This is a genomic window from Kitasatospora sp. NPDC059973 (assembly GCF_042737525.1).
In the GTDB taxonomy this organism is placed as follows: domain Bacteria; phylum Actinomycetota; class Actinomycetes; order Streptomycetales; family Streptomycetaceae; genus Kitasatospora.
Genome location: NZ_JBHWUI010000016.1, coordinates 24095 through 46883 on the forward strand (window position 1 = coordinate 24095; position 22789 = coordinate 46883).

Annotated in this window: 29 protein-coding genes and 2 pseudogenes; all 31 read right to left on the reverse strand. The window is 73.0% G+C overall.

The genetic code is table 11. The annotated features are described in order from the left end of the window. Nucleotides 1-67: 67 nt before the first annotated feature. Nucleotides 68-907 (reverse strand): winged helix-turn-helix transcriptional regulator, encoded by an 840-nt coding sequence (locus ACFWA9_RS07120; RefSeq protein ID WP_380383981.1) that lies wholly within the window; start codon nucleotides 905-907, stop codon nucleotides 68-70. 35 nt (nucleotides 908-942) lie between these two features. Beyond that, nucleotides 943-1476, reverse strand: a complete 534-nt coding sequence (locus ACFWA9_RS07125; RefSeq protein ID WP_380383984.1) for a hypothetical protein — start codon at nucleotides 1474-1476, stop codon at nucleotides 943-945. Continuing rightward, nucleotides 1473-2219 (reverse strand): hypothetical protein, encoded by a 747-nt coding sequence (locus tag ACFWA9_RS07130; RefSeq protein ID WP_380383987.1) that lies wholly within the window; start codon nucleotides 2217-2219, stop codon nucleotides 1473-1475. Before ACFWA9_RS07130 ends, ACFWA9_RS07125 begins: the two co-directional genes overlap by 4 nt. 12 nt (nucleotides 2220-2231) lie before the next feature. Then, nucleotides 2232-2567, reverse strand: coding sequence for a DUF4913 domain-containing protein (locus tag ACFWA9_RS07135; protein WP_380383990.1), 336 nt, complete (start codon nucleotides 2565-2567; stop codon nucleotides 2232-2234). Next, nucleotides 2482-2799 (reverse strand): hypothetical protein, encoded by a 318-nt coding sequence (locus ACFWA9_RS07140; RefSeq protein WP_380383993.1) that lies wholly within the window; start codon nucleotides 2797-2799, stop codon nucleotides 2482-2484. Before ACFWA9_RS07140 ends, ACFWA9_RS07135 begins: the two co-directional genes overlap by 86 nt. Before the next feature lie 103 nt (nucleotides 2800-2902). Continuing rightward, the gene (locus ACFWA9_RS07145) at nucleotides 2903-3067 is read right to left on the reverse strand and encodes a hypothetical protein (protein WP_380383996.1); all 165 of its coding nucleotides are present in this window, start codon (nucleotides 3065-3067) and stop codon (nucleotides 2903-2905) included. A 113-nt stretch (nucleotides 3068-3180) separates the two neighbouring features. Next, nucleotides 3181-3513 carry a hypothetical protein gene (locus ACFWA9_RS07150; RefSeq protein WP_380383999.1) on the reverse strand — a complete coding sequence of 111 codons (333 nt, stop codon included), beginning with the start codon at nucleotides 3511-3513 and terminating at the stop codon, nucleotides 3181-3183. Nucleotides 3514-3658: 145 nt separating this feature from the next. Further along, nucleotides 3659-4000, reverse strand: a pseudogene (locus tag ACFWA9_RS07155) (DNA cytosine methyltransferase); the annotation flags it as partial. 174 nt (nucleotides 4001-4174) lie between these two features. After that, complete coding sequence (locus ACFWA9_RS07160) at nucleotides 4175-4813, reverse strand: hypothetical protein (protein ID WP_380384002.1); 639 nt, start codon at nucleotides 4811-4813, stop codon at nucleotides 4175-4177. A 17-nt stretch (nucleotides 4814-4830) separates the two neighbouring features. Beyond that, the gene (locus ACFWA9_RS07165) at nucleotides 4831-5433 is read right to left on the reverse strand and encodes a hypothetical protein (protein ID WP_380384005.1); all 603 of its coding nucleotides are present in this window, start codon (nucleotides 5431-5433) and stop codon (nucleotides 4831-4833) included. Between the two features lie 46 nt (nucleotides 5434-5479). After that, nucleotides 5480-6133, reverse strand: a complete 654-nt coding sequence (locus tag ACFWA9_RS07170; RefSeq protein ID WP_380384007.1) for a hypothetical protein — start codon at nucleotides 6131-6133, stop codon at nucleotides 5480-5482. Continuing rightward, entirely contained in the window at nucleotides 6130-6582 is a 453-nt protein-coding gene (locus ACFWA9_RS07175) for a hypothetical protein (protein WP_380384010.1), read from the reverse strand. The genes ACFWA9_RS07170 and ACFWA9_RS07175 overlap by 4 nt, the downstream gene beginning before the upstream one ends. A gap of 64 nt (nucleotides 6583-6646) precedes the next feature. Further along, nucleotides 6647-7231 (reverse strand): hypothetical protein, encoded by a 585-nt coding sequence (locus ACFWA9_RS07180; RefSeq protein ID WP_380384013.1) that lies wholly within the window; start codon nucleotides 7229-7231, stop codon nucleotides 6647-6649. Nucleotides 7232-7249: 18 nt separating this feature from the next. Then, nucleotides 7250-8386 (reverse strand): DnaB-like helicase N-terminal domain-containing protein, encoded by a 1137-nt coding sequence (locus ACFWA9_RS07185; protein ID WP_380384016.1) that lies wholly within the window; start codon nucleotides 8384-8386, stop codon nucleotides 7250-7252. Nucleotides 8387-8940: 554 nt separating this feature from the next. After that, entirely contained in the window at nucleotides 8941-10197 is a 1257-nt protein-coding gene (locus ACFWA9_RS07190) for a DNA cytosine methyltransferase (protein ID WP_380384019.1), read from the reverse strand. 191 nt (nucleotides 10198-10388) lie between these two features. Beyond that, entirely contained in the window at nucleotides 10389-11285 is an 897-nt protein-coding gene (locus tag ACFWA9_RS07195; RefSeq protein ID WP_380384021.1) for a hypothetical protein, read from the reverse strand. 32 nt (nucleotides 11286-11317) lie between these two features. Then, on the reverse strand, nucleotides 11318-11686 hold the full coding sequence (locus ACFWA9_RS07200) for a hypothetical protein (protein WP_380384024.1): 369 nt from the start codon (nucleotides 11684-11686) through the stop codon (nucleotides 11318-11320). Continuing rightward, entirely contained in the window at nucleotides 11683-12534 is an 852-nt protein-coding gene (locus tag ACFWA9_RS07205; protein WP_380384111.1) for a hypothetical protein, read from the reverse strand. Before ACFWA9_RS07205 ends, ACFWA9_RS07200 begins: the two co-directional genes overlap by 4 nt. Nucleotides 12535-12581: 47 nt before the next feature. Further along, nucleotides 12582-14349: pseudogene (locus ACFWA9_RS07210) on the reverse strand (type IV secretory system conjugative DNA transfer family protein). Nucleotides 14350-14425: 76 nt separating this feature from the next. Beyond that, entirely contained in the window at nucleotides 14426-15283 is an 858-nt protein-coding gene (locus tag ACFWA9_RS07215) for a DUF317 domain-containing protein (RefSeq protein WP_380384026.1), read from the reverse strand. A 14-nt stretch (nucleotides 15284-15297) separates the two neighbouring features. Further along, the gene (locus ACFWA9_RS07220; protein WP_380384029.1) at nucleotides 15298-15732 is read right to left on the reverse strand and encodes a hypothetical protein; all 435 of its coding nucleotides are present in this window, start codon (nucleotides 15730-15732) and stop codon (nucleotides 15298-15300) included. 7 nt (nucleotides 15733-15739) lie between these two features. Continuing rightward, nucleotides 15740-16339, reverse strand: coding sequence for a hypothetical protein (locus ACFWA9_RS07225; protein WP_380384032.1), 600 nt, complete (start codon nucleotides 16337-16339; stop codon nucleotides 15740-15742). After that, nucleotides 16336-16776: a hypothetical protein gene (locus tag ACFWA9_RS07230; RefSeq protein WP_380384035.1), complete on the reverse strand. Its 441-nt coding sequence runs from the start codon at nucleotides 16774-16776 to the stop codon at nucleotides 16336-16338. Before ACFWA9_RS07230 ends, ACFWA9_RS07225 begins: the two co-directional genes overlap by 4 nt. Nucleotides 16777-16781: 5 nt before the next feature. Beyond that, on the reverse strand, nucleotides 16782-17273 hold the full coding sequence (locus tag ACFWA9_RS07235) for a hypothetical protein (RefSeq protein WP_380384038.1): 492 nt from the start codon (nucleotides 17271-17273) through the stop codon (nucleotides 16782-16784). Nucleotides 17274-17284: 11 nt separating this feature from the next. Further along, the gene (locus tag ACFWA9_RS07240) at nucleotides 17285-18289 is read right to left on the reverse strand and encodes a hypothetical protein (protein WP_380384041.1); all 1005 of its coding nucleotides are present in this window, start codon (nucleotides 18287-18289) and stop codon (nucleotides 17285-17287) included. 211 nt (nucleotides 18290-18500) lie between these two features. Then, on the reverse strand, nucleotides 18501-18878 hold the full coding sequence (locus ACFWA9_RS07245; protein ID WP_380384044.1) for a hypothetical protein: 378 nt from the start codon (nucleotides 18876-18878) through the stop codon (nucleotides 18501-18503). Nucleotides 18879-18902: 24 nt separating this feature from the next. Beyond that, nucleotides 18903-19664, reverse strand: a complete 762-nt coding sequence (locus ACFWA9_RS07250; protein ID WP_380384046.1) for a hypothetical protein — start codon at nucleotides 19662-19664, stop codon at nucleotides 18903-18905. Further along, nucleotides 19661-20071 carry a hypothetical protein gene (locus tag ACFWA9_RS07255; protein ID WP_380384049.1) on the reverse strand — a complete coding sequence of 137 codons (411 nt, stop codon included), beginning with the start codon at nucleotides 20069-20071 and terminating at the stop codon, nucleotides 19661-19663. The genes ACFWA9_RS07250 and ACFWA9_RS07255 overlap by 4 nt, the downstream gene beginning before the upstream one ends. Before the next feature lie 40 nt (nucleotides 20072-20111). After that, nucleotides 20112-20819 (reverse strand): hypothetical protein, encoded by a 708-nt coding sequence (locus tag ACFWA9_RS07260; RefSeq protein ID WP_380384052.1) that lies wholly within the window; start codon nucleotides 20817-20819, stop codon nucleotides 20112-20114. After that, the gene (locus ACFWA9_RS07265; protein WP_380384113.1) at nucleotides 20816-22342 is read right to left on the reverse strand and encodes an ATP-binding protein; all 1527 of its coding nucleotides are present in this window, start codon (nucleotides 22340-22342) and stop codon (nucleotides 20816-20818) included. Before ACFWA9_RS07265 ends, ACFWA9_RS07260 begins: the two co-directional genes overlap by 4 nt. Continuing rightward, on the reverse strand, nucleotides 22339-22782 hold the full coding sequence (locus ACFWA9_RS07270; RefSeq protein ID WP_380384055.1) for a DUF6238 family protein: 444 nt from the start codon (nucleotides 22780-22782) through the stop codon (nucleotides 22339-22341). The genes ACFWA9_RS07265 and ACFWA9_RS07270 overlap by 4 nt, the downstream gene beginning before the upstream one ends. Nucleotides 22783-22789: the final 7 nt, after the last annotated feature.

The following is a 22789-nucleotide window of genomic DNA, read 5'->3' on the forward strand; positions in this document are numbered from 1 at the left end:
GGCCGCCGGGTGGTGGCGGTGGGTGTAGTGGTCAGGGCGGGGCTTCCGGTCGAGGGCGGGATGGCGGTCAGCGGCGGGGGCCGGCGGCGGCGCTGTGCAGGAGGGCTGGGGGCTGCGGGCTGGGGGCGTGGGAGAAGTGGATCCGCAGGGTGTCGCGGTGCAGGTTGGCGGCAGCGGTCCGCGTGCTGGCAGGGCGGGGGGCCGCGACCACCGTGACGTTGCGGCTCGAGGCCGCGGCGACGGAGGAGGAGGCCGCGCGCTGGCCGGATGCCGGGCGGGCGGTAGCGGGCAGGTGCCGATCCGCCCAGCCCGACAGCTCGCGAACCATCGCGCCGGTGTGCATGCCGGCCTCGCTGATCGCCCACCGGTAGGACCTCGGTGTGCCGCTGCGCGAGATCAGGCCCTGCTCGGCCAACACCGACAGGCGGTGGTGCAGCACGCCCGAGCCACCGACGGGGAGCCGCTCCGCGAGCTGCGGGACCGTCAACGGTTCGCTCGCCACCAGCTCGAACAGCACGGACCCGGTGTGGGGGCTGGCGAACAGGCTCATGGCGTCGTCGGTGGCCTCGGGTGCCGCCAGGTCCCCGCGTCCGACCAGGTGCCGGTCCGCCCAGGCCAGGGCGGCGGCGTGGACCGGCCCCAGGGCCCGACCGGCGTCGGTGAGCGCCAGCTCGTACCGGTGGCTGCCGGGGAGGGGCAGACGGGTGATGGTGCCCGCCCGTTCCAGCAGACCGGTCACCTTGTGCAGGCTCCCCGCCGGGATCGGCGTGGCGTCCACGATCTCGGCCGGACGCAGCGGGCCGGAGGAGCCCAACGTGCGCAGCACGCGGGTCGACCAGCGGGTGGAGATCCCCTCGGCGGTCAGCTGGGCGCGGTCCAGGACGGTGGCGGTGGCGGATGCGGGCATGGCGAACTCCGATGTGGCAGTGGGCGTGTCGGGTGTCAGCGCCGGACGGCAGCTGGCGGGAGGGCGGCGGGTGCGGCGACCACGGTGGGCGCGGCGCCGCTGGGGGAGGCGGCGACAGCCTGGGCCGGTGAGGGCCGGCCGGTAGAGGCGGCGAGGGCAGCCTGGAACCTTGCCGGCATGCCGGACCGCGGGGCCTCCTGCGCGGCGGCCTGCTTCAGCCGTTCGGCCTGCAGCCGCTCGGCCGCCGTCTTGTAGACGGCGATGTTGAAGCGCCGCCCGACCGCGACCAGGTGGATGCCGAGCAGGCGGCGGGGGTTGTTCGGTGCGCGGTGCTCGGTGTAAACGAGCCTGTAGGCGTTTCGGTCGTCGAGGTAGAGCTTGCGGGCATCGCGCAGGTCGCGGTCGCCCTGCTGGTCGAGCAGCGGCCCGCGGACCTCGGCGCGAAGCAGCCGGTCCAGGTATTCCAGCGCCAGGTCCCGTACGTCCGCCGGTGCGTCCAGTAGGTCGGCGAGCGCCTCCGGGTGGGCGGAGAAGCCCACCGGAGGACTGCTCGGCCGCTGCTCGCTCACCGCACTGCCCGCCGCCCGGCGGGTACCGGGACGGCTGCGGGGGCGGCCTCGGCGCCGGTGCCCTTGGCGGGCACGGCGGTGGTGCGGGCGCGTGCCGCCTGCGCCTGCGGGCTGTAGACCACGGTGGCCGCGCCCTGGGCGACGGGCGGTAGCGCGGCACGGCGGTGCTCCAGCCACTGCTGGACTTCCTGCGGGCTGGAGAAGCTTCCCTCGCGCAGGGTGTAGCCGCGCTCCGGGTCGCCGGCCTCCAGCTGGAGCAGGAACGGGGCAGCGGCACCGGCCGAGGTGGTGTCGCGCAGCATCACCCACGTCTCGCCGGGCTCGACAGCGTGCTCGACCTGCTCGTAGCGGGCGTGGTCGGAGATGAACCGGGCGGCGACCGTGGCGCTGCGCTCGTCGACCGGGGAGCCGGAGTGCCCGGCGCGGTGGAGGAAGGCACCGACATCAGCGCCCCGGGCGACCAGCCACGCCGCAGCGATGGTGAAGGTGGGGGCCTGGCGGGTGCTCAGGGTGAAGGTGCCGTCGGCGCCGTAGCGCAGGTGCGCGGCGAGCGCGGGCTGGTCGCTCCCCTGGTAGGCGGTGAGGTCCTCGAACAGCAGGAAGTTGTCGCTGTCGGGCTCGGGATCGTCGGGGTCGGTCTCGATGAGGAGGTCGTAGACCCCTTCGGCATCCAGGAAGTGCTGCTGGGCACGGGCGGAGGCGGGGTCCGCGGGCTGCCACTCGGGCAGGCTGAGGTCGGGCATGTCGGCCTCCGATCAGGTCGAGGTGGGGAGGGTGAGGGAGTCAGGGTCGGTCAGCGCCGGGTGCTCCAGCAGGCGGTGGCTAACGTGCCCGGCGGAGCTGGTGCACGCCCCGAAGGGACCGTCGGCGCCGCGCAGCTTCGTCAGCGCCGGTTCCAGGTGGTCGCGCTGCCACGCGCTGGGTCCGTTGGCCCCCGACTCGGGGTCGATCGCGGCCTGCCAGGCGAGCCAGAGGGCGTGCAGCCGCGCCACGGCCTCGGGGTGCTCAGGCCAGCGCACGCACCACGGCCGACTCGCCGTGGTTTCGGGTCCGTAGATCTTCGAGAAGATCTCGTCGACCCACGGGACCATGAGTTCGACCTCTTTTGCAGTAGGCCGGGTCCTCGAAGGCGACGATGAACATGGGCTCGGCGACGGGGGCGTCGTCCTCGGGCTCCAGCGCGGTCGACATGGTGGCCAGCTGCTCGGCCTGCGCGTCGAAGCCGGCCGCCAGGGCGGTGAGCTTCGCGGACAGGGCCTCGATCTGGGCGCCGCTGTAGCCGGAGTTCGGCTCGGCGCCCTCGTCGGGCTCGGATGCGGTCAAGGGAGGAAGAGACCTTTCGGTGCGGTCGCGGGGTCGTGAGACAAGATTCCGCCGCGATCGGCCGGACGCATCCGGCCGATCGTGCGGTATAAGCGCGCCCGGCTCACCGCCGCCCGCCGCAGCAGGCGGCGGCGAGGAGACCGGGGGCGTCGAGCAGCTGCATCGCGGCAGCCGCCTGCTGGCGGACCACCCCGTTGCCGAGAGCGGTCAGCTGGGCCGAGCGCGACAGCCCGGGAACGCCGGTGACGTGGCCGACATCGAGGCCCATGATCCATTCGACGAACTCGGGGGCGAGGCGACCGTTGCCGTCGACAGGCTCAGGAGCAGGCCGGGTGGCCGCCTCCCATCGGGCGACAGCCGAGGCGTAGGGGCCCCACCGGCTCACTCCTCCGGAACCCGGTCCCACAGCGGCAGCAGGACCGCCGACAGCGGCGGCCGGAACCCCTGCCCCGCCCGGCGCCCCGGCGTCCCGGTGTCCGAGGCCCGCGGCGTGGGCAGCAGCTGCGCCGCCGCCGAGGGGAGCGTCAGATCCCCTTTGCTCCCACGGGAGTTCGGGCCTCCGTGCGTCCCGTCGCTGGCCTTCGGGGTGGGTAGTAGCAGGTGCTCCACCTCGTCCGAGAGGTTCGGGCCGTGGCCGCCCGACCGGCGCTTGTCCGGGTGCTGGCTGCCGCCGATCTGCCCGAGGTTGCTCGTCGGAGTCTTGAGCAGAGCCACCGTGTGCCCCAGGTCGGCCCTCCAGGCATCCGGGCCCTTCGCATCGCGCGCCCGCGGGGTCGGCAGGCCCGGAGCTGCCGGGCCAGGCCACGAGGAAGAGGCGCTCCCTGCGGTGAGGGGCACCGACGGCTGCCGCGGATAGCAGCGTCCACCGCGCATCCATCCCGAGGTTGGCCAGACTTCCGAGTACCGCGCCAAGTGCCCGCAGAGGAGGCTCACCTCCGCTGTCTCCCAGATCGCACCAGCCGCACTCCAGGTCGCCATCGGCTGGCGCGGCAGCGGCTGCGCTGAGGATTCCGCGTACGTTTTCAATGATCACCAACTTCGGCTTGAGGACGTCGATCGCGTCGGCGATGGTCAGCCACAGTCCGGAGCGGGTGCCCTCCATCAGGCCGGCGCGCTTTCCGGCGACCGACAGGTCCTGGCAGGGGAAGCCTGCTGTCAGGACGTCGATCGGGGGGGCGCTCGACCAGTCAACTGCAGTGATATCGCCAAGGTTTGGCGTCTCTAGGCCAGTGGTGGGCGAGGATCTGCGCGGCGGAGGGGTTCATCTCGGCGTGCCAGACGACCTCGCCGCCGAGTACGGCCTGCACCCCCATGTCCAGGCCGCCGAAGCCGGAGCACATCGACCCGATCCGCGGCCCCTCGCGGTTGGGTGCCTTCATCGGCGCGCCCCGGCGCGGGCGCTGGCGGCGCGGCTGGGCGGCGCGACGACGACCACGGCGTCGGCCCCGGCCGCCTTCTGGGCGGTGCTGGGCTGGGCGGGCTTGGCGGTCACGGCGGCCGAGCGGACCATGCGGAAGGCTGCGTCGCCGGTGAACGCCTTGAGCAGCTCGGGCTCCGGGCCGGTCAGGTGCTCCGCGGCCTCCCGCAGCTTCCAGACGGCCTCGTCGAGGACCTCCTGTCCGGCGGAGAGCGACTTGAAGTAGGCCAGGCGGTGCGGCGAGGCGTAGGCGGGCCCGGGGGTGAGACGGATGAGCGTGGCGGAGACGACCGCGGGCTGCAGGCGCAGGATCGCCTTGGCGTTCAGCAGCCCGGCGTAGGCGTAGGCCACCGTGCACCGCCGCCAGGCGATGTCCTCGGGCTTGGTGGAGTCGAGAGCGACGGTGTCGTACTCGTCGGTGGAGTTGGCCAGCAGCGTCTGCTGCACCTGGGTCATCCCCGCCAGTACCGCGTCGAGGCGGACGGTCTGGGGATCGCGGTAGGTGTACAGGCGCCACAGTTCCTCGCGGAAGGCGTGCAGGTTGCCGGCGGTGCCGAGCAGCCACTGGGACTGGGTCTCGATGGTGCTGGAGGTCATGGTGGGGGTCCTGGGTTTCAGCGGCGCGGCTTGGCGGAGCTGCGGGGCAGGGCGGCGGCGGGAGTGGGCTCGGCCGAGCGGCCGGTGAAGGCGCGGCGCAGCCGCTGCGGCAGGGTCAGCGCAGCACGCTGGCGGGCCGCGGCGGGCAGATGGGAGATCCCGGCGGACGGGAGGCGGTCAGCCTCGTTCCGCAGCTCTCGTGCTGCGGCGCCGAGTTGGTGCCGAGCGGCGGCGTAGACCTGGCGCGGGTCTACCGGCTGCGCGTCGGGCATCGCCCACACATCCGCGGTGACGGAGTGCTGGAAGAGTTGCGCGAGATGCCGCGTCGCCTCCGTGACCCGGGTGTGCGCTCCGGCGAGGGCGATGGCGGTCCGCCGGGCGGCGCTCGTGGCGGAGGGGTCGAGCGGGATGCTGTTGGCGTAGTCGGCGGCGCCGAGCGCGCTGCTCTGCACGAACTGGAGGGCGCCGAGCTGCTGGGCGACGACGCGGGCGTCCGGGACGCCGGGGTCGGCGGCGAGGGGGCCGGGCAGTCCGTTGGCCAGTGCCTCGGCCTGGTCGGCTACCAGGCGAAGGCGCTTCTGGTAGTCGACGGGGGTCGGTGCGGGGTCGGGGGTAGGCATGGCGGGCTCCGTACGGTGAAGGGGCGGTCGGGCGGTTTGCGCCGTGTCAGGGACGGCGGAACGGCAGGACGGCCGCAGTTGGCGGTGTGCTGGGGGAGGCGGCAGGCGGCGAGGCCACGATGAGGAGATGCCGTGTCCGCTGCCGGGCTGCGCCGGGGCGCGGCTCGTGCTCGCCGGCGGCGGGCGGCATCGGCGCAGATTCCGGTGCGGACGGGTCGGCGAAGGCGACGGCGGCCGGAGGCAGCGGCACGTTCGGCCAGGGCGGCCCTGCGGTGATGGCCGCGCTGGCGGCGAGGAGATCGGCCGACAGGGCCCGCAGGCCAAGCTGTGTGCTCTCCAGCCCCTGGGCGACGATGCCCTCCAGGACGTCGAACTGCCGGGCGTTGAGAGGGGCGATATCGGAGTCCCAGAGGTGGGCCGCGGCCTCCAGGGTCTCCCCGAGGACTGCGCCGACCAGTCCCAGGCGGGCAGCCGCCCAGGCGAACACGAGCGCGCCGGTGCGGGCGGCGCCCTGCTCGGGTGACGCCTGGTTGAAGCGGGCAACGCTGGCGGCAGCGTGCCGTTGCAGCGCGAGCACGTCCTGGAGCTGCTCGGCGACATCGACGGGTTCGGAAGGCCCGGGTCGCCCCGCCGCCGCCTCCAGGGCGCCGGATGCCATGCTCCGCAGGAGCCGCCCCACCTCGTGCTGGTCGCCGGTCATCGGCGGCTCCGGGACGTGGGCTGAGCGACCGGCTGGGCAGGCGGGGGGTCGGTGGTGGAGGCGGCGATCCGGGAGGCGAAGCCGAGGACTTCATGGTGGCCGAGATCGGCCTCCTTCTCGGCTTCGGTCAGGGCCGCCACCGCGGCCTTGTGGCGGCGCTGCTGCAGTGACTCGGCCGCACTGCGCGGGGCACCGCGCTCGGTCAGGGCGCACTTGACGGACAGGTCGAGGGCAACGCCGAGATGCCGGGTGATCGTGGCAGAGCGGACGGCCGCTGCCGCGTAGGCGCTGGCCAACTGCGGTTCGGCGGCTTTGTCGGCGGAAAGCTGCCGGCACTGGCGCTCGAAGACGAGGGCCTGGGCCATCCGTTCCGAGACGGCGGCGGGGTCGGGTGCCAGTTGGCCGGGCCCAGGTGGCGCGCCTGTGACGCGGCCGAGCAGTCGCAGCATCCCGGCGACGGTGGGCAGGTCGCGGATGGAGGTGTGGGTTGTGCTGGTCAGGGTGACTCCGGGGTCAGCGGCGTCGGCCGGCCGCGTGCTGCTGGTCGGCGGGGCGCGTGGGAGGGGCGGCGATGATGCGGGCCCCGCGGTCGGCAGAGCGCGCGACGGCCGCCGGGCCGCGCCCGGACGGTGTGGTGAGCGACAACCGGGTCGCCTCGGCGCGTAGTTGCTCCACGGTCTCGCGGATGGCGATGCGGGTGTGGGAGAGGGAGTGGTTGACGTGCCGGGTGGCGCGCTCGCGGGTCTCCTCGGCGGCTGGGCCGCCGACGCCTTCGACTTCGTGCAGGCGGGCGGCCATGGCAGCGCCGCGGCTGATCGCCGCGCCCGCCCGAGCCAGCCGTTCGGCTGCCGCGGCGAGCGCTCGGGCCTCGACCCGCTCGGCCGTGGCCGGGTGTGGGCGCGCGGCCAGGACGACGGCGGTGTCCAGGACGGAGCGGCGGTGCTCGTCGATCGCGTCGGCGTGACCGGCCAGTTCGGGGAGGGCCGGCACGCCCTCCTCGCGGTAGGCGCGGGGAAGCGCGGTCTCCAGCGCCTCGGCGTGGTCGGCCGCAGCGCGCAGCCGCTGGGCGGCGCTGGAGTTGGGGACAGGTAGGGGCATGAGGTCTCTGCTCGGGAGTCAGCGGCGTGGAGGGGAGGGTTCGGCGGCGGGCCGGGCGGATCGGTCCGGCCCGACGGCGGTAGTGCGGGTGGCTGCTTGGCGGCGGGCGCCCAGGACAATGGGCCCGCGCCTCTCCGGACCGGTGGACCCGAGGGCGGCTCGGTGGCGCTGCTGCAGCCGGTCGGCGGGCTCCAGGGCGCGCAGCGAGTCGCCGAGGAGGGTGCCGGCGGAGACGGAGGCGTCCAGCGCCAGGACCCGGACGATCCCCGCGGAGGTGGCCGAGGCGCGCAGGAGCGAGGCTCGCAGGACGCGTTCGGCCCAGTAGTCCGGATCTCCCGGCATGCCCGGTGCCAGCAGGCTCCGGACCTGTTCGACCGTGGTTGTCCCGGAGGCCAGGGCTCCGCGCCGCTGCACCTCCCACAGGGCGGTGAGCTCGTCCACGGGCTCGCCGCGGTGCGCCAGGGCGGTCAGGGCCTTGTAGACCGCGCCGTGCTCCGGGGCTATGAAGTCGCTGTCGGTCAGCCAGGTGGCGGTCTCGCTGATCCGGGCGGGCGATTCGATCAGCGAGGCCAGCAGCATGCGCTCGTTGTCGCGGGCTGCCGCTGCGGCGCGTCCGGATCGGGGGCCGGCCTGGGCGTCCGGCGCGGGCAGCGGCTTCGTCGATCGGACGTCGATGGTTCCCCAGGCCGTCGTGAGCTGGTCGATCACCGTGTGCAGCGCGGTTGTCAGGTCGATGGTGGAGCGGACGGAGCCGCTTTCGGAGGCGGCCAGCAGCCGGTGGGCGTGCTGTTCCAGGGCGCGGCGCACCGCGGTCTCCAGCACCATCCGCCCGTACGCGGTGGCGTGGTCCGCTGCCGGGCACGCCGAGATCAGGGACTGTCCGTAGCTGGCGCTGAAGCCCGGGATGGTGCGCGAGCCTGACGCCATCGCCCGCAGTGCCCAGTCGCGGTGCTGGTCGCTGGTGGTCGGCAGCGGCGTCTCGTCGCGCTGGGCGAGCAGGACCGCGAAGAACTGACCGTGGGCCGGGCGCAGGAAGTGCCGGGGTTCCAACCAGCTCCGCAGCGAGTCCAGTTGGCCGGGAACGAGGAGGCAGGCACCGAGTACCGCCTGCTCGGCCTCCAGCTGCGGGCTGAGGCCAGGGCTGTCGACGCTCACAGGCGCCGCCCGGGTGAGGCGGGGGGAGCGAGGAGCGCAGCGAGGGCCTCCAGGTCGCGTGTGAGGGCGTCGTCCTCGATCGGGACGTGGCCCAGGCCGACGGTCAGATGCCAGCGCCCGTCGATTCGCGAGATCGGAAGGGAGGGCGGTGCGTCGGTGTGTGCGCCGGGGCGGGGGCGCGGCGGCACCGCGGGAGGCAGCAGAGGAGGGTGCACTGTGAACAAGTCCGTTACGAGTCGCGGAGGTTGGTGGGATGGTCGAGCGAGGAAGAACTCAGCGGCCTGAGCTGCGGCGGCGGGGTGAGGGGAGGGGCCGCGGAGGTTCGATCGGGGCCCGCCTGTCGGCGCTGAGCGCCTGGCGGACAGCGGCCTGTCGCGCGGCGTAGCGGGAGAGCGCGGACTGGTAGGCGGCCCAGGCGCCGGGCCCGGACGACCGGTCCGGTACGACGGGCGGGCGGTCAGGAGTGCGGTCGATGGTCGGTCTCCGTAAGTAGTGGAGGGGGTAGCGGTCGTCCCCGGCTCCGGCGTGGGGCCTGTGCCGGAGCCGGGGAAGGGTCACCGGGGGCGGGCCGCCCGGCTGCGAGCGGTGGGTGCGGCTGCGACGAAGAGGTCGTCGAAGCCGGGCAGCATCTGCACCTGCGCGGTGCCGCTGGAGGTGGCCGCGGTCACCCGGGGCGACAACGGCTCGGCGGCGGCCGGGGCTGCCAGAGCCAGGCTCTCGGGGCTGTAGATCGTCTCCAGGTACTGGGAGACAGGCCGCTCCCAGTCCTTGTGCAGGATCGCGCCGCCGACCACACGCGCGGCCTCGGTGGGGATCACAATGTCGGCGAGCTGCTGGCAGGCGGACGATCGGGAGCCGGTCCACGGGTAGTCGGCCGGCATGGCGACGGTGAGCGCCGCCTCCGGCACCGTGTACTTCCGGTCCTTGTTGTCAGACCAGTACCAGCCGCGGATCTTACTGGTGGTGCCGGGAGCGGTGCGGTCGGCCGAGAACTCGTTGCCGCCGGAAGTCCGCCGGTTGCCGCGGGTGTTGACGCGCACGCCTTCCGGCCAGCCGAGGGCCTCGGCGAGGGTGCGGCCGGGGACCAGCTCGGCGGGCTGCATGGCCTGCAGGTTGACGTAGTGGTGACGCCCGGCCACGAGGTAGACGCGCCGCCGGTGGGCGGCGACACCGACGTCGGCGGCATCAAGGACCTGGTAGTCGGCCGAGCACCAGTCGGCTATCTGCAGCTCCTCCGAGATGGCCTCCAGCACCACCTCCGGCAGAGCACTGCTCTGCTCCATCGCCATCCAACGGAGGTTGTCGTAGCGGGCGGTGAGCCCCAGCGACCAGATCAGCGACTCGGCGATCAGCCCGATGCGCTCGTCGCTCATCTGCGGGACCAGGGAGCGTGCCTCGTCGAAGGTCAGCAGCGGCCCGGTGAACCCGTTGTAGCCGTCCCAGTCGGGGTCGGAGCAGATGCCGCAGGTGTCGGCAGCCTCGCATTCCCCGGTGTCGTGGTAGTGCCCGAAGGTCGCCTCGCACGCCATGGTGAGGGTGTCGAGCAGCAACTCGATGTTGCGTTCCTGGTGGCCCTCGCGCTTGCCGGCAGGTGACCAGACCTGGCACGGGGCGCTGACCGTGAGGCCCTCGACGTACCGCAGCGCGGGGTGGACCGGGTCGAGGGTCCGCACGTCGGCGACGATGCGCCGGTGCCCGGCCGCGACGGCGGTCGCCGAGGCGTCCCAGCCGATCTCGACGCCGACCACGTCGAACCCCGAAGGGTCCAGGACCCGCAGGCCCTGCTCCCAACCGCCAGGCCCGGCGAACAAGTTGACAACCCGTTGACGATCGCCGGGGCGGGGCGGGAACAACCAGGCCACGGGCCAGGGATGGGCGAGGGAGACGAGCTGCTCGTGCGTCCACGGGCCCATCTGTGGACCCTCGGTGGGCCAACGCAGGTCGCCGGCCGTGGACAGGCGCGGCTGGAAGTCGCGCGGCGGGATCTCCGGGTATCGGTAGCTCAGCGTCGCCCCCGCTCCTGCGGCCGGTCGGGCTCCGAGATGGACAACGGGGTGCTGGCAGCCGACCGGGAGGGTGCCGGCGCGGCGGAGGCGCGAAGCGCAGCGCCGACGCGGGCTCCGCCCGAAGCGGCGCGGTCCGCCGCGAGGTCGGCGGTGATCTCGTTGTCGATCGCGTCCAGGTCCTCCGCATGCTCCCTGAACACGTCCGCGAAGCCGGGGTGGGCGGCCTCGTCGGCACTGTGGGCGAGGGTCGTCATCGCGGCGCGGAGCTTGCGCAGCGCGGCCAGCCCCTCGGCTACCTCGACCGGCGCGTTGTCGGCAGCGCGCCGCTCTCCTGTGAGCGGCAGCAGGTCGCGGTGGATCTCTCCCGCGACGTCCCGCAGGACTTCCGCGTACTCGAAGGCCCGGCCGGCCAGGGTCTCCGGCTTGATCGAGCCGAGGTGGTCCAGCCGGCGGGCCATGCTGAAGACGGCGCCCAGGTGGGCGGATGCGGTGAACTCCGCTGGAGGCGGCGGTGCGAAGACAGCGGTGTACTCGGCAACGGCGTCGCGAAGGCGGAAGGCGTCGATGCCCTCGGGGATCAGCATCACGTCGGCGTTGTAGCGGGTGAGTTCGCCACCGCCGTCGCGCGCGGAGGGTGCGCGGTGAATCTCGTTGAAGACACCGTGCTTCGCGAAGCCGAACCAGTTGGCGTCGACCGGTCCGGCGGACGGGGAGACGACACGGATGCGGACGCCGCTCCAGGTGTCCTCTCGAATGGTCTGGGCCAGTTCGGCGGCAATGACCATGTCGCCGCGGCGGGCCACCTGCCGCAGCCCGACGACGGTGCCGTCCGGTAGGGGGCAGATCAGGCGCAGGGCCTCCGCCTGGTCGACGGACTCGATCCAGGGAGACATGCGGTACCTCCTGGTGGGAATGGGGGAGACGGTCAGCGCGTACGGACCGGACGCGGGGGCGGCGTTGAGGTAGGCGCAGGCTCCGAGGCGGCAGCGGCGGCGCGGACCGTGGTGGAGGTCGCGGCGGCGGCGCGGCCCGTGCGAGGAGGGGCGGCCAAGTCCTCGGCGAGGTCGTGGAGTTCGTTGCCGACCTCCTCGATTGTTGCCTTGTGGGCGTCGAGGGCGTCGGCCGACCGGAGGTCGCCCCGCTGGCGGAAGACCTCTGCGGCGTGCTCCAGGAACTGGTGGAGCGGAGCGAGGAGGCCCTCCTCCGCCGAGTCGAGGACGGCCGCGAGTTCGGAGTCCTGGCCGGCGCGGTGCAGGCGGTCCAGATGAGAGGCGTTGGTGGCAGGGGCAGTCACGCGACCGCCTCTCCCGAGCGACAGCTGAACGGGGAGCATCCGTCCTCGGGACCGTTCTCCAGCTCGTCGTCCGCCGGCGTGAGCTGCTCCAAGGCACGGAGCTCGGCGCGGCTGAGTCGGTCGATCGGGGCAACGGACAGCGGCTGGCGCGAACGGTGCAGATAAGCCTGCCCCAGTAGAGGACGCCCCTCGGAATTCGCCCGCGCATTGCCCGCGCGGATCGCGGCATCGAACTCCACGACGTCAGCCCATTCTGCAGGCGATCCGTCACGGATCTGCCTCCACTGGGCATTCCCATGGAATGGACAGCCAAGGCACGCGGACTTCGGGGTGGACGCCCAGCCGTGGTCGGCAAGGAGCTTCAGGCAGTCCTCGCGCGACAGCCCCAGGTCGATAAGGGGGAAGCTGTGGCGGGTATACTTGACATCCGAGTCCTTGGCGCGATGGAATTCATCCGTCGAGATCCCGATCCACTGCTCGACGTACACTCCGCGCGGCACTCGGACCGGGTAGGGGTAGCCGAGAATTCGGCGCACTTCCCGCTTAATCGGCTTTATCTTATATTCGCCGGTGCATTGGCGCCGGGTCATTCCAGGACTGCCGTCCTGGTTCAGGATGTAAAGGGGCATGGAGGCGAATCGGTGGCCCGGGTCGAGGGCGTCCTCTCGAATATTGCCCGAGGCTACTCGCAGGATCGGGATGTTGGCGGGGCGGGCGACCCGGTGCTCCACGTCGTCCAAATGCCGGTAAACGGCCGCGGGCTCCCAGCCGGTATCGGCGAAAATGGCGTAGTCGAGTTTCGGCAGCTCGCCGAGCGCGGACAGCAGGAGAAGCGTAGTGGATTGCACGCCGGCGCCGAGAGACAAAATTCGGCTGGCGGGTCCGGGAGTGACAGTCACGCGGCCTCACCCGCCGCGGCGAGGGCCCGCTCGGTGATGAGGTCGGTCTGGCGGGAGGACGCCTTGCCGATCGCTCCAGCGCCCGGCTCCTTGTACCAAGGCCGCAGGTCAAGCATGGCGGGGCGCATGCCGGTGGCGAACAGCAGCGCGGTGCCCTTGCGCAGCGCGCGGATCTGGTCCGGCGGCAGAATGCGTTCCTGGCGCATGCTGGTCGAGGTGGACCGCCCGGATTCCGATGTGGAGTGCGACACGGTTTCGACATCGTGGTCGCCGACCAGTCGGGAGAGCTTGTCCGCGAAATCGGCGTCGTCGATTCCGGAGCCCACGACCTTGACCGTGGCGGCGGACCACATCGCGTCCATTCCGGCTTCGCCCCAAACCTTCTGGCCCTGGCGGTACGACTGCAGAATGGTGATCGGGATGACCCCGCGTGACCCCAGATGGGAATACAGGTCGGGGAGGTCCGAGATTTTGCAGACATTCGCGGCCTCGTCGAGGATCGCGAGCAGCGGAGGATCGAGCCGTCCGCCGGCGCGCTCGGCCTCGATGACCGCGGTACGCATCACGGAGTCCGCTGCCGCAGCGATAAGGGCGCCCGCAGATCCACCGCCGTCCTTGGACAGCAGATAGAGAGTGTCCTGGTCGGTTACGAATTCCTCGGGCTTGAACTGAGGTAGGTCAGGATTCGGGGTGACCCACCGGGAGATCTTCGGGTCGAGCAGGCAAGCCGCGTACTGGCGGGCGGTTTCATAGATTCCGTCGCGAGTTTCGACGGCACCGGAAACGGTGCCCTGCAGCTGGTCCGCGATAGCGAGCAGCTTGTGGTCGCGGAGAATGTCGATGGGCGTCCGGTTGGACGGCACCGCAAGCCACTTCAGAACATCCGTGATCGGACGCCGGTCACATCCGGCGGCCAGGAAAAGCGCGCACAAGGTGTTCTGGGCGGCGGTGCTCCAGAAATCCCCCTGGGAGCTTTCGTTGACCGCCGCGGCGACGAAGTGCCCGGCGAGGCGGCGGGCACCGGGGAGGTCCTTGGCGTCGGCCAGGATGTCCCACCACATGCCCTGCGGGGTGTGAGCGATGCCCTGCGGGTCCATGGTCCAGACCCGGCCGGCCTCGGACCGCGCCTCCAAGGTCGCGGTGTAGGCATCCCTCGCGGCTTTGTTGCTGGTCAGCAGGACGGGGCCGGGGGCCCGCAGGATCGCCGGGACGGCCAAACTGGTGGTCTTGCCGCTTCGCGGCGCCATGATGGCGACGCACACGTCCTCCCAGGAGGCGCGGACCTCCGGGCCGGACGGCGCGAGGTTGCCGAGCAGCAACCCGCTCTCGTCGGGGCGGATTGCCCGGTCTTTTACAGTCCGCGAGACTCGGGCGCAGGTCGCGTGCCTTGGCGGTGATCTCGGCGGGCAGCAGCGGTGCGAGGTCGCGGGAGGTGGCGAGGCCGCTGGGCTTGCTCCGGTGCCGGGACCACAGCCACAGGCCGGTGGCGGCGAGGGCGAGCGCGGCGATGCCGGGGACGACGCGGGTGGCGATCAGCAGCGCCGGCGACGACAGGTGCGGGTAGAGCTGGCCGGGGTGCAGCGCGGCGGTGACCGGCTCGAAGGGGGCGTGCCAGGGGCCGCTTCCGGTCAGGGAGTTGGCGGTGTTGCCGCCGATCCAGGCGAGGGAGCCGAAGACGGCGAGGGCGGCGCCTGCACCTATCAGGGCGTAGAGCAGGGCGTCGGTGCCCGGACTCTGCGAGGGGCTTTTCGGGGTGGCGGGCAGGGGGTGGATCCTTACGGGGGAGGGGAGTTGGCCGCCCGGCTGCGATCGGGGCAGTCAGGACGGGGGGCCTTTCTGGTCAGCGGCGAGGGTGGCCCTGAGTCGGATGGCGGGGGTCGGACCTGGCGAACTCGGCCTCGACATAGGCGAAGGGGTTGCGGGACCGAGGCGGCGCCGGGCGAGTCGCGGCGGCTGCACGGGTGGCGCTGCTGATCTGCGACGACGTCCGGACGACCGGGGCCGGGTCGACGACAGCCGAGGTGAGCATGTTCAGGTAGCGCATCGGGGTCGCGGCGGACAGGACCGCGCTCCACTGGTCCTTCCAGTTCGGACCGAAGGCGACCTCGACCATCCAGGGCCCCATGGCTTCGCCGAACTGGCTGTCCGGCTTGGGCCTGTGAGTCAGGGAGGCGGTGCCATCGGGAGAGGTGAACCGGATGCCGTCCACGACCCTGGTGGCCGGCCCGGCGGGAGCGTCGATGATCGAGACCGTGCCGTCCGGGTCCTGGAAGCACACGGCCGTCAGGTCGGAGGCGGCCCAGCCTGCCTTGAGGAGCGGGCGCCACCCGGCGGTCGGATGGCCGGGCCACTCCGTGACGATCTCCTCGGGAGCCACGTGCCGGTCTGCGGCCAGGGCCTGGACGAGTGCACCGACGATCTCGGCCGGGGTCTCCTTGCTGAACGTCGCCCACCAGCGCGGTTCCGCGTCGTGCGGGCGGGTCCGGATGGTGATTCGCCACAGGTGGAACACGGCGATCTCGGCGGCCACCTCGATCCGGCCGCAGGGGCTGGTGGCGGCGATCCGGCCGGTGGCCGGGGTGTTCTGGTGCGGCCAGCCGTGTACGTGGACCAGCGGTTGAAGCACGCGGCTGGTCTCGCCGGCTCCTGCGAGGTATCGGGGGCGGACGAGGAACTCGTCCTCGGCTGTGGGGGGCATCGGGTTCTCCGGGGTCAACGGTGGGGCGGCTCGACGATCCGGGAGTGCGGGGTGACGGCTGCGGGGGCGGCATGGATCTGCGGGGCGGGGCCGGCGGTCCGGATGGCCGGGGAGGTGGCGGTGGCGGCGCGGTGGCGGGTACTGCCGATGAGGAGGTCGCTGGCCGGGGCCGCCGCGCGGAATCCGGCGGAGGCGATCCGGGAGCCTGCGTCGAGAACGGGCTCCCAGACCTCTGGCTGGTCGCCCAGCTCGGTGCCGAGCTGGTTGCCCAGGGCGGTGAACGCCGCGGCGAGTCGGTGTGCCGGTCCGGGGCGCAGGCCCAGCCACTGGACGGCGTCGGCGGCGTGCTCCGCGGTCAGCTCGGGCGCCAGTCGCTCGATCTGCCGCAGCGCGTCGCTGGCACGGGCGACCGCGGCCTCGACGAGGGCGAGGGTGGGGTCGGTGGGCACGGGGCTCCTACAGGGGACGGTGGAGGGGGCGGGCCGCGGTCTGCGGGATGACGGCCGGGGGCGCGGCCACGACGGTGCCGCGCGGCCCCGGGGCCGAACGGGCTGCCGTGAAGCGGGGGTTGCGGTCCTCGTACTCGGCCAGCTGGCACACGGCCAGGGCGAGGGAGCGGTCGCGCGAGGTCTCGGCGAGGCTCTGGTCGGCGCGCGCCAGCGGGGCCAGGACGCGGGCCTCGTGCGGGTCCGTGCGGATGAGGACCCAGCGGCAGGCGGCAGGGTCGCCCGGTACGGCGATGCCGGTGGCGGCCAGAATCCGCCGGGCGACCTCGGCGAACCGGTGGTCGGGGGCGGGGGCCCTGTCAGGGTCGGTACGCAGCGTGCACTGCCACACCATCCGGGACCTCACCGCCTGGGACGGGCTTGTTGCCCGGGGAAGATGGGCGGTCAGCTCGGCGACGAATGCCTGCTGGTTGAGCGCGGCGAGTTCGGGAACCGACCGCCAGGCGTCCACCAGCCGCAGCGGCTGCTCCCGGTGGGCTGCCGCCGTGGCCAGGCCGGCGATCAGGTCCTGCGCCGAGGAGTAGCGGGAGATCACCGGGTGCATGGTCACCTTCCCAGCGCGGACGCGGCGGCTGAGACCACCGCGACCGGTTCCGCGTTCGGTGGCAGACCGGCAGCTGACCGGGTGGCCGAGCGGGCGAGTGCCGCCTGGTGACGCTCGGCGGCGTCGAGGGGGCCGTCGTAGTCCCACGGCCAACGACCTCCGATCCGGTACAGACCGCGCTCGTCCGGGGCCACGAACTCGGTGCCGCCGTCACCGTCGTAGTCGCGCGTCCAGTCGAAGGTGAGCACCTCGCCGTCCCACCGAGCGGTCAGCCCGCAGTTGTCCTTCTGCAGGTCCGCGACGATCTGCTCCGCAGCGAGCCGGGAGAAGGCCGGAGAGCAGTAGGGGCCGATGAGCCCGGTGGTGTCGCGGGGAACGACCAGACCGGGGTAAGGGCCGTGCTCCGAGCCGTCGACGTAGAAGTGGAAGAGGCGCTCGGTCACGGGGCTCAGTACGGGTTCTCGGTGGTGCGGGCGTCGTGCGCGGCGGCCACCAGCTCGGGCAGGTCGCCGGGGGCAGCGTCGCGCTGGTCGATCCACCAGGTCGCCTTGTCGAGCAGGCGCACCTGGTCCTCGATCTCCTGCCAGTCGCCCTCGTCCAGGTCGCCCTCTTCGACGAGGACCCGGTAGGCGCCGGTAACCAGCTGGTGGCGGCTGCGCTCGCCCCACGGCACGGCCTTGGGCGGACCGTCCAGGGCGGGCATGCGGAACTGGGCGGCCCACTCGGTGGCGGCCTGCTGCTCTTCGGTACGCCGCTCGGCCAGCCAGGCTTCACGCGAGGCGGTGTCCGACTGGCGCTCGGCCAGCCAGCAGTCCTTGCAGGAGCGTTCCGCCAGCCAGCGGGCGAAACCCGCGCGCTTGTCGGCGGGGCGTTCCGACAGGTCGTGGTCGACGCTGTGGCCACAGGAGTGCTCCACGGACCAGATCTTCTTGACGGCCAAGTTGGCTCTCCTTAGCGGGAATTCGAGTGGCCAGCGGCCCACTGGATGCGCGGGTCGACGGCGGGGACGGCGGCTGCGGCGGAAGCGGCGCTCTGCGCCTGGAGGGCGGCGCTGGAGCGGATCCGGCCGCCGGTGGCGAGCGCGGCCCGGGCACGAGGGCTCGCCGGGCCCGGACGGGCTGCGGCGGTGGCGGGCCGGGCAGCGACGGAGGCGAGGTCCCGGCTGTTGCCGGCCAGGACGGTGTCGGCTTGGGCGATCACCGATTCCACCCGGGAGACATCGATGCTGGCGGGATCGGCGCGCAGCTGGGAGTCGATGGCACGCAGGCTCGCGGCGACCTCGTTGTTCATCGCCACGCGGTTGTGCAGCAGCGCGTCGGCACCGCGGTCCTGGGCGCTCGGCCCGGTGTGCACGACCGTTCCGAACGGGTCGGACTGGCCGGCGGCGTATGGCGCGGGTGAGGGCTGAGTCCGGTCCTCGGGGGCGATGAGCCGGGTGGCGAAGGGGTCGGTCTGCTCGGCGGCTGGGCTCGGCTCCGGCGAAGCCGGGGTGCGGTCCATGGCGGCGATGAGCCGGGTGGCGAACGGATCGGTCGGCACGTACGGGCCGCCCAGGGGCTCGAAGGCGAGGTCGGTCGCCACACGCACACCCTGGTTACGCAGCTGGGCGACCGCGCGGGTGGCACGGCGGTCGCCTTCGTGCTCCGGCTCGTCGAGGGCGAAGAGGTCGGACTTGGGAGGAGGAAGGCGCACGAACCCCGCCTCGGCGAGCGCCGGCCTGATGTGCGGCTGCACGAAGGGGACGCGGGCGATGATGCCCAGTTGCGGGTGCCGGCCGATGGCCACCTCGTGCGCCAGGCTCGGCACAGGCGGCGCGAGGTGGACGACGGCGTCCGCACTGGCGGCGGCTTGGGCCGGGCTCGGCAGCGAGGGCTGGCTGGCCGCGGTGTAGTCGAACTCCTGGGCGGCCTCGACCTGGACCCCGCTGTGGCGCAGGAAGGCGACGGTCTGCCGCACGTGGAGGAAGAGGTTCTGCTCGTTGGGGGCTGTGTCGATGGTCAGACGGCCGTCGGCGAGCGGCCGGAACCCGGCGCGGAGCAGGACCTCGCGGGCTGCCGGGTCGGCATCGGCGCCCAGGGAGGCGGCGATCCCGTACTGCGGATCTCGGGTGATGGCGACGTGATGGGGGGTGATGCGCTACTCCTGGTGGAGGCGGGGAAGGGGAGGTTCAGCGGCGGGCTGTCGACCGGACCGGCTCCTGGCCGGCGGCGGCCGTAGCTGCGGGCGCGGCGATGACCCGGGTGGGACTGGTCCCGGCGCGGGCGGCGCTCGCGCGACCGGGCGGGGTGTTGCGGACGGCGATCTCGACGCCGAGCTGGCCGAGGGCTGCGATGGCCCGGTCTGTGGCGCGGTTCTGCTGGTCCGCGTCCCGGCTCGCGAGCGAGTAGCGCTCGGGGGCGGCGGGCAGGCCGAGTGCGAATCCGGCGTCCTTCAGCGCCTGGTGCACCGCCTGGTCCCGGCTGGCCGTGGTGGCGGTGATACCGGCTTCCCGGAACCGCCGGAACGTGACACGGGAGGGGTGGGTGGATTCGGCATCGTTGTGCACGAGTTGGCTCCGTGGGATCGGTGTTCAGCGGCTCCGGGACGCCCCGGGCGGCGGCTCCGTCGGTGCTCGCGGCGGTGGGCTGGACGGGGCAGCGGCCATCCGGGTCAGTGGCGCGCGGACCGCGGCGGCTGCACGAAGGCTGGCCGGGTCGGGACGCGCGGTGTCGCGCTGGTAGAGGGCGCGGAAGTCGCGGCGCGGCATATCCCCGTAGGAGGGGTTCCACCAGTCGGTTCCGGACAGGTACCGGTCGTTCGAGTTGTAGCGGATCATCACGAACGGCCGTTCCTGGTCGAGCTGTTCGGCAAGCCGGGCGAGCCACCAGTGGTCGTCGTCGAACCTCTGGATCGCCTCGACGACGATTCGACCGTCCCGGACGTCGGCCGCGATCTCCCGGCTGAGCGGATCCGCCAGCCCCTCGCGCAGCTCGAGTTCCGCGGTGCTGCGGGCGGTCACGGTGGCCAGGTCGGCGTCCGGGAACGGCTCGGCCGACTGGAGCCACTCGTAGTAGGCCAGGACCTTCGTCGGGGGCTGCTCGGGCTGGTGCCAGTTCGCCACCGGCACGCCGGACTGCGACAGGGCCCGCAGGGCGTCGACAGCACGCTGGATCTGGTCGTGCGCCTCGACGCTGGGGCGTTGGCGCCACCCGTTCTGCTCGACCTCGGGCGCGCGGTACCAGAAGCCGGCCTGGTAGAGGATCTCCCCGGCGATCGGCGGGGGCTGCCCCCGGATGACGGCGAACTCGCCCGCGTCGAAGTCCCAGCCGAAGGCCACGTGCGGCCCGGTCATCGGCGCCGGGGAGCGCCCTGGATCACCAGGACCGACCGGGCCGGGGCGCTTGCCGCAGCCCGCTCGCGTTCGGCCGCCTGCTCGGCCTCCTCCTCGCGGGCCTGGATCAGGAGCAGCAGCTCCGTCTCCAGCTGGTCGCGCTGGTCGGCAGCGGTCTCCAGGGCCTCCAGCTGGGCGTCGAGCTGGTCGAGGACGGTGTCGTCCACCCGGCGGCGCGCCGCAGCGATGTTGATCAGCTTGACGCGCAGGAACGAGACGCGGGTCTCGGCAGCGACCAGGGTGCGGTGAGCCTGGACGAGGCGGGCGGTGGCCGCGTCGGCGCGGGCCTCGTTGGCGGCCAGGGAGGAGAGCGAGTCGCCGGTGGCGGCCTCCAGGCGCTCGTCCAGTCGGGTCAGGGTGTTAGGCATGGATCTCCAAGCAGAGATGGGAAGTTGAGCGCCGGACCGGTCAGAACGGGGGCGATGCGCGGCCGGTGGTCGGCCACGGCGGGAGCACCCGGGCGGCGGGTGGCGGCACCGGAGCGGCAGAGGCCGGCGCCACGGAGGCGGTGCGTGCCGGCCGGGAAGGCGACGAGCTGAGAGCCGCGGCCCGGCGCGGGCCGACGGCTGGGACCTCGGCGGAGTAGCCGGAGGCCGTCCACGCCGCGAGGGCTGCGTCCAGGTCCGCGTACCGGCCGATGCCGTAGAACGGCTCCCCGCCTGCAGCTTCCGTGTAGAAGATGGCACCCTCGCCGCTGGCGGCGTAGCGGCCGAGCAACTCGCGGCTCTCGTACGGGGAATCGTGGGAGGCCAGCAGGACCAGGTGCCCGTTGCAGACGTCGGCGGTGACCCGGTCCGACCGCGCAGTCCTGCCCGTGGTCTGCAACGGACCGTCCTCGACCCACGAGGGCCGGTTCTGCATACGTGCGCGCTGCTCAGTCTCGCTGTATACCCTGGTGACGCCGTAGCCGGCGGCGGTAAGCAGTCGGCTCGCGTCCTGAAGCTGCCGCTCGGCGATGGAGGCGGCGGTGTCCCGGCGCGGGCGGTGCAGGTCGAGCGCGTCGTCGCGGACGAACCCGGCCTGCTCCAGCAACTGCGCACTGCGGCGGTCCGCTGCCGCCGCGACGAGCAGATCCAGGTCCGGGCGGCGGCCGACGGTGACGACGAGCGGGCTCACGCCGGATGCCCCGGATCATGCATACGGGCGTCCGTATCGAACAGCTCCAACTCGGCCTTGTGGAGCAGATGTTGAACAATGAACGACCGGCCTGCCACCTTCCACAGGCCGCGTCCACGGCCGAGCTGGGAGATTGCGGCGGTCTCCACACCGGTCAGGCCGAGCAGTCCGGCGGTGGCCGCCAGCTGGTCGGCCTCCTGGCGGTAGATGACGCGAGTGGCGCAGTCGGTCATCAGGCCCTCGGCGAGCGCGCGGGCACGGGAGCCCTGGTCGCCGGCCGACAGCAGGTCGGAGAGGCGGTGGATGATCAACATGTTCGCGATGCCCAGCCCGCGGCTCAGCTTCCACTGGGCCTGCATCCGCTCCAGCAGCGCCGCGTGGCGCATGATGCGCCATGCCTCGTCGTAGATCACCCAACGGCGCCCGCCGTTGGGGTCGCTGAGGGCGGCCTCCATCCACGCGCTCGCGCAGGTCATCGCGAGGGTGAGTGCGGTGTCGTCGCCGGTGGAGCCGAGCCGGGACAGGTCGATCGTCAGCATCGGGCTGCGCGGATCGAAGACGGCGGTGGACGGCGCGTCGAACATCCCGGCAAGATCGCCGGTGATCAGACGCCGGAACGCATGGGAGAGGTCCTGGGAGGCTTCACCGACGCGGCGGGACGGGTCGCCGAGCGCCTCGTCCAGCAGGGCGGGCTGGCCGAGGATGGTGGCGACGTCGCCGAGCAGAGGCCCCCGGCCTGCAGTCGCCGCCTGCTGGACCGCGGTGTCCAGCGCGACGTCGAGGCCGGTGTACTCCATGGGCCGCAGGTCGCGCCGCAGGACGGTCCGGGCCAGGCTGCCGAGCAGCAAGAGGCGGCGCTTGCGGACCTCGCCGGCCCAGGACACCTCGTCGATGCCCTCCGGCGCGGCAGCCGCGTCCAGCGGATTGAGCCGACCGGGCAGCCCGGGGCCCAGGGCGATGGTGGTGCCGCCCACGGCCTGCGCGACGCTCGTCCACTCGCCCTTCGGATCGGACGCCACGTAGACGCGGTAGCCGAAGGCCGTGGAGCGCAAGGCAATTGACTTCGCCAGCGCGGACTTGCCCTGGCCGATGACCCCGGCGATCAAGCAGTTCGGGTTCGTAAAGTTCTCGACCTTGCCGTACAGGGCGAACGGGTCGAAAACGAACGACGCCTCGGCGTGGACGTCGCGGCCGATGAGGACGCCGGAGCTGCCGAGGCCGCCCTCGGCCAGGAACGGATAGGCCCCGGAGGCGGTCGCGGTGGTCATCCGGTGGGCGGGGAGCTTGAGCTTGCCGCCGCGCAGGGAGGCGGGGCCGGGGCGTCCGCCGGCCGGGTAGAACGGACGCAGTTCCTCGTTCTCTTCGCGGCGGGTGCGGGTGCGCGTGGGGCGGGAGTTGTCGCGGGCGGTGCGCCGGGCGCCGGCGAGGTCGCGGCGGGCCTGGCGGCGGGAGGCCCGGTCTGAGCGGCTGGGGGTGAACAGTGGTGAGGCGGAGGAGGTGCGCAGGAACGTTTCTCCTGTCAGGCGCGGGAAGAGGAGGCCGGGGTGCCGCGCAGCTCGGCGGGGGTGGAGATGCGCCGCATCCGGGCGGAGGCGAGGGTGTGTCGCTGGCAGATGGCCAGGTCGGGCGCGCCCTCTGGCAGTCGCAGTGCGCAGGCTTCGCGGGTGGGCTCGCGGCCGTCGGCGCGGGGGGCGCGGTGGTAGGCGGCGTGGAGGGCGTCCGCGGTCTGCCACAGGCGGATCCGGGCGGCGTGGAGCTGGTCGGCTTCGGCGGGCTGGTGCGGCCTGGTGGTCGCGGTGTGGGTGTCGACGAGCCGGAACAGGGCAATGCAGTGCGCGTGGAGAGCATCCAACTCGACTCGGGATGCAGGGAGTTGGTCAGGAAGGCTCGTGTGGTGGTGGACGTCCACGGCGGCGGTGGCGAACCGCAGCAGCCGCGGGCCATCGGAGGGAGGGTGTGGCACGAGGTCT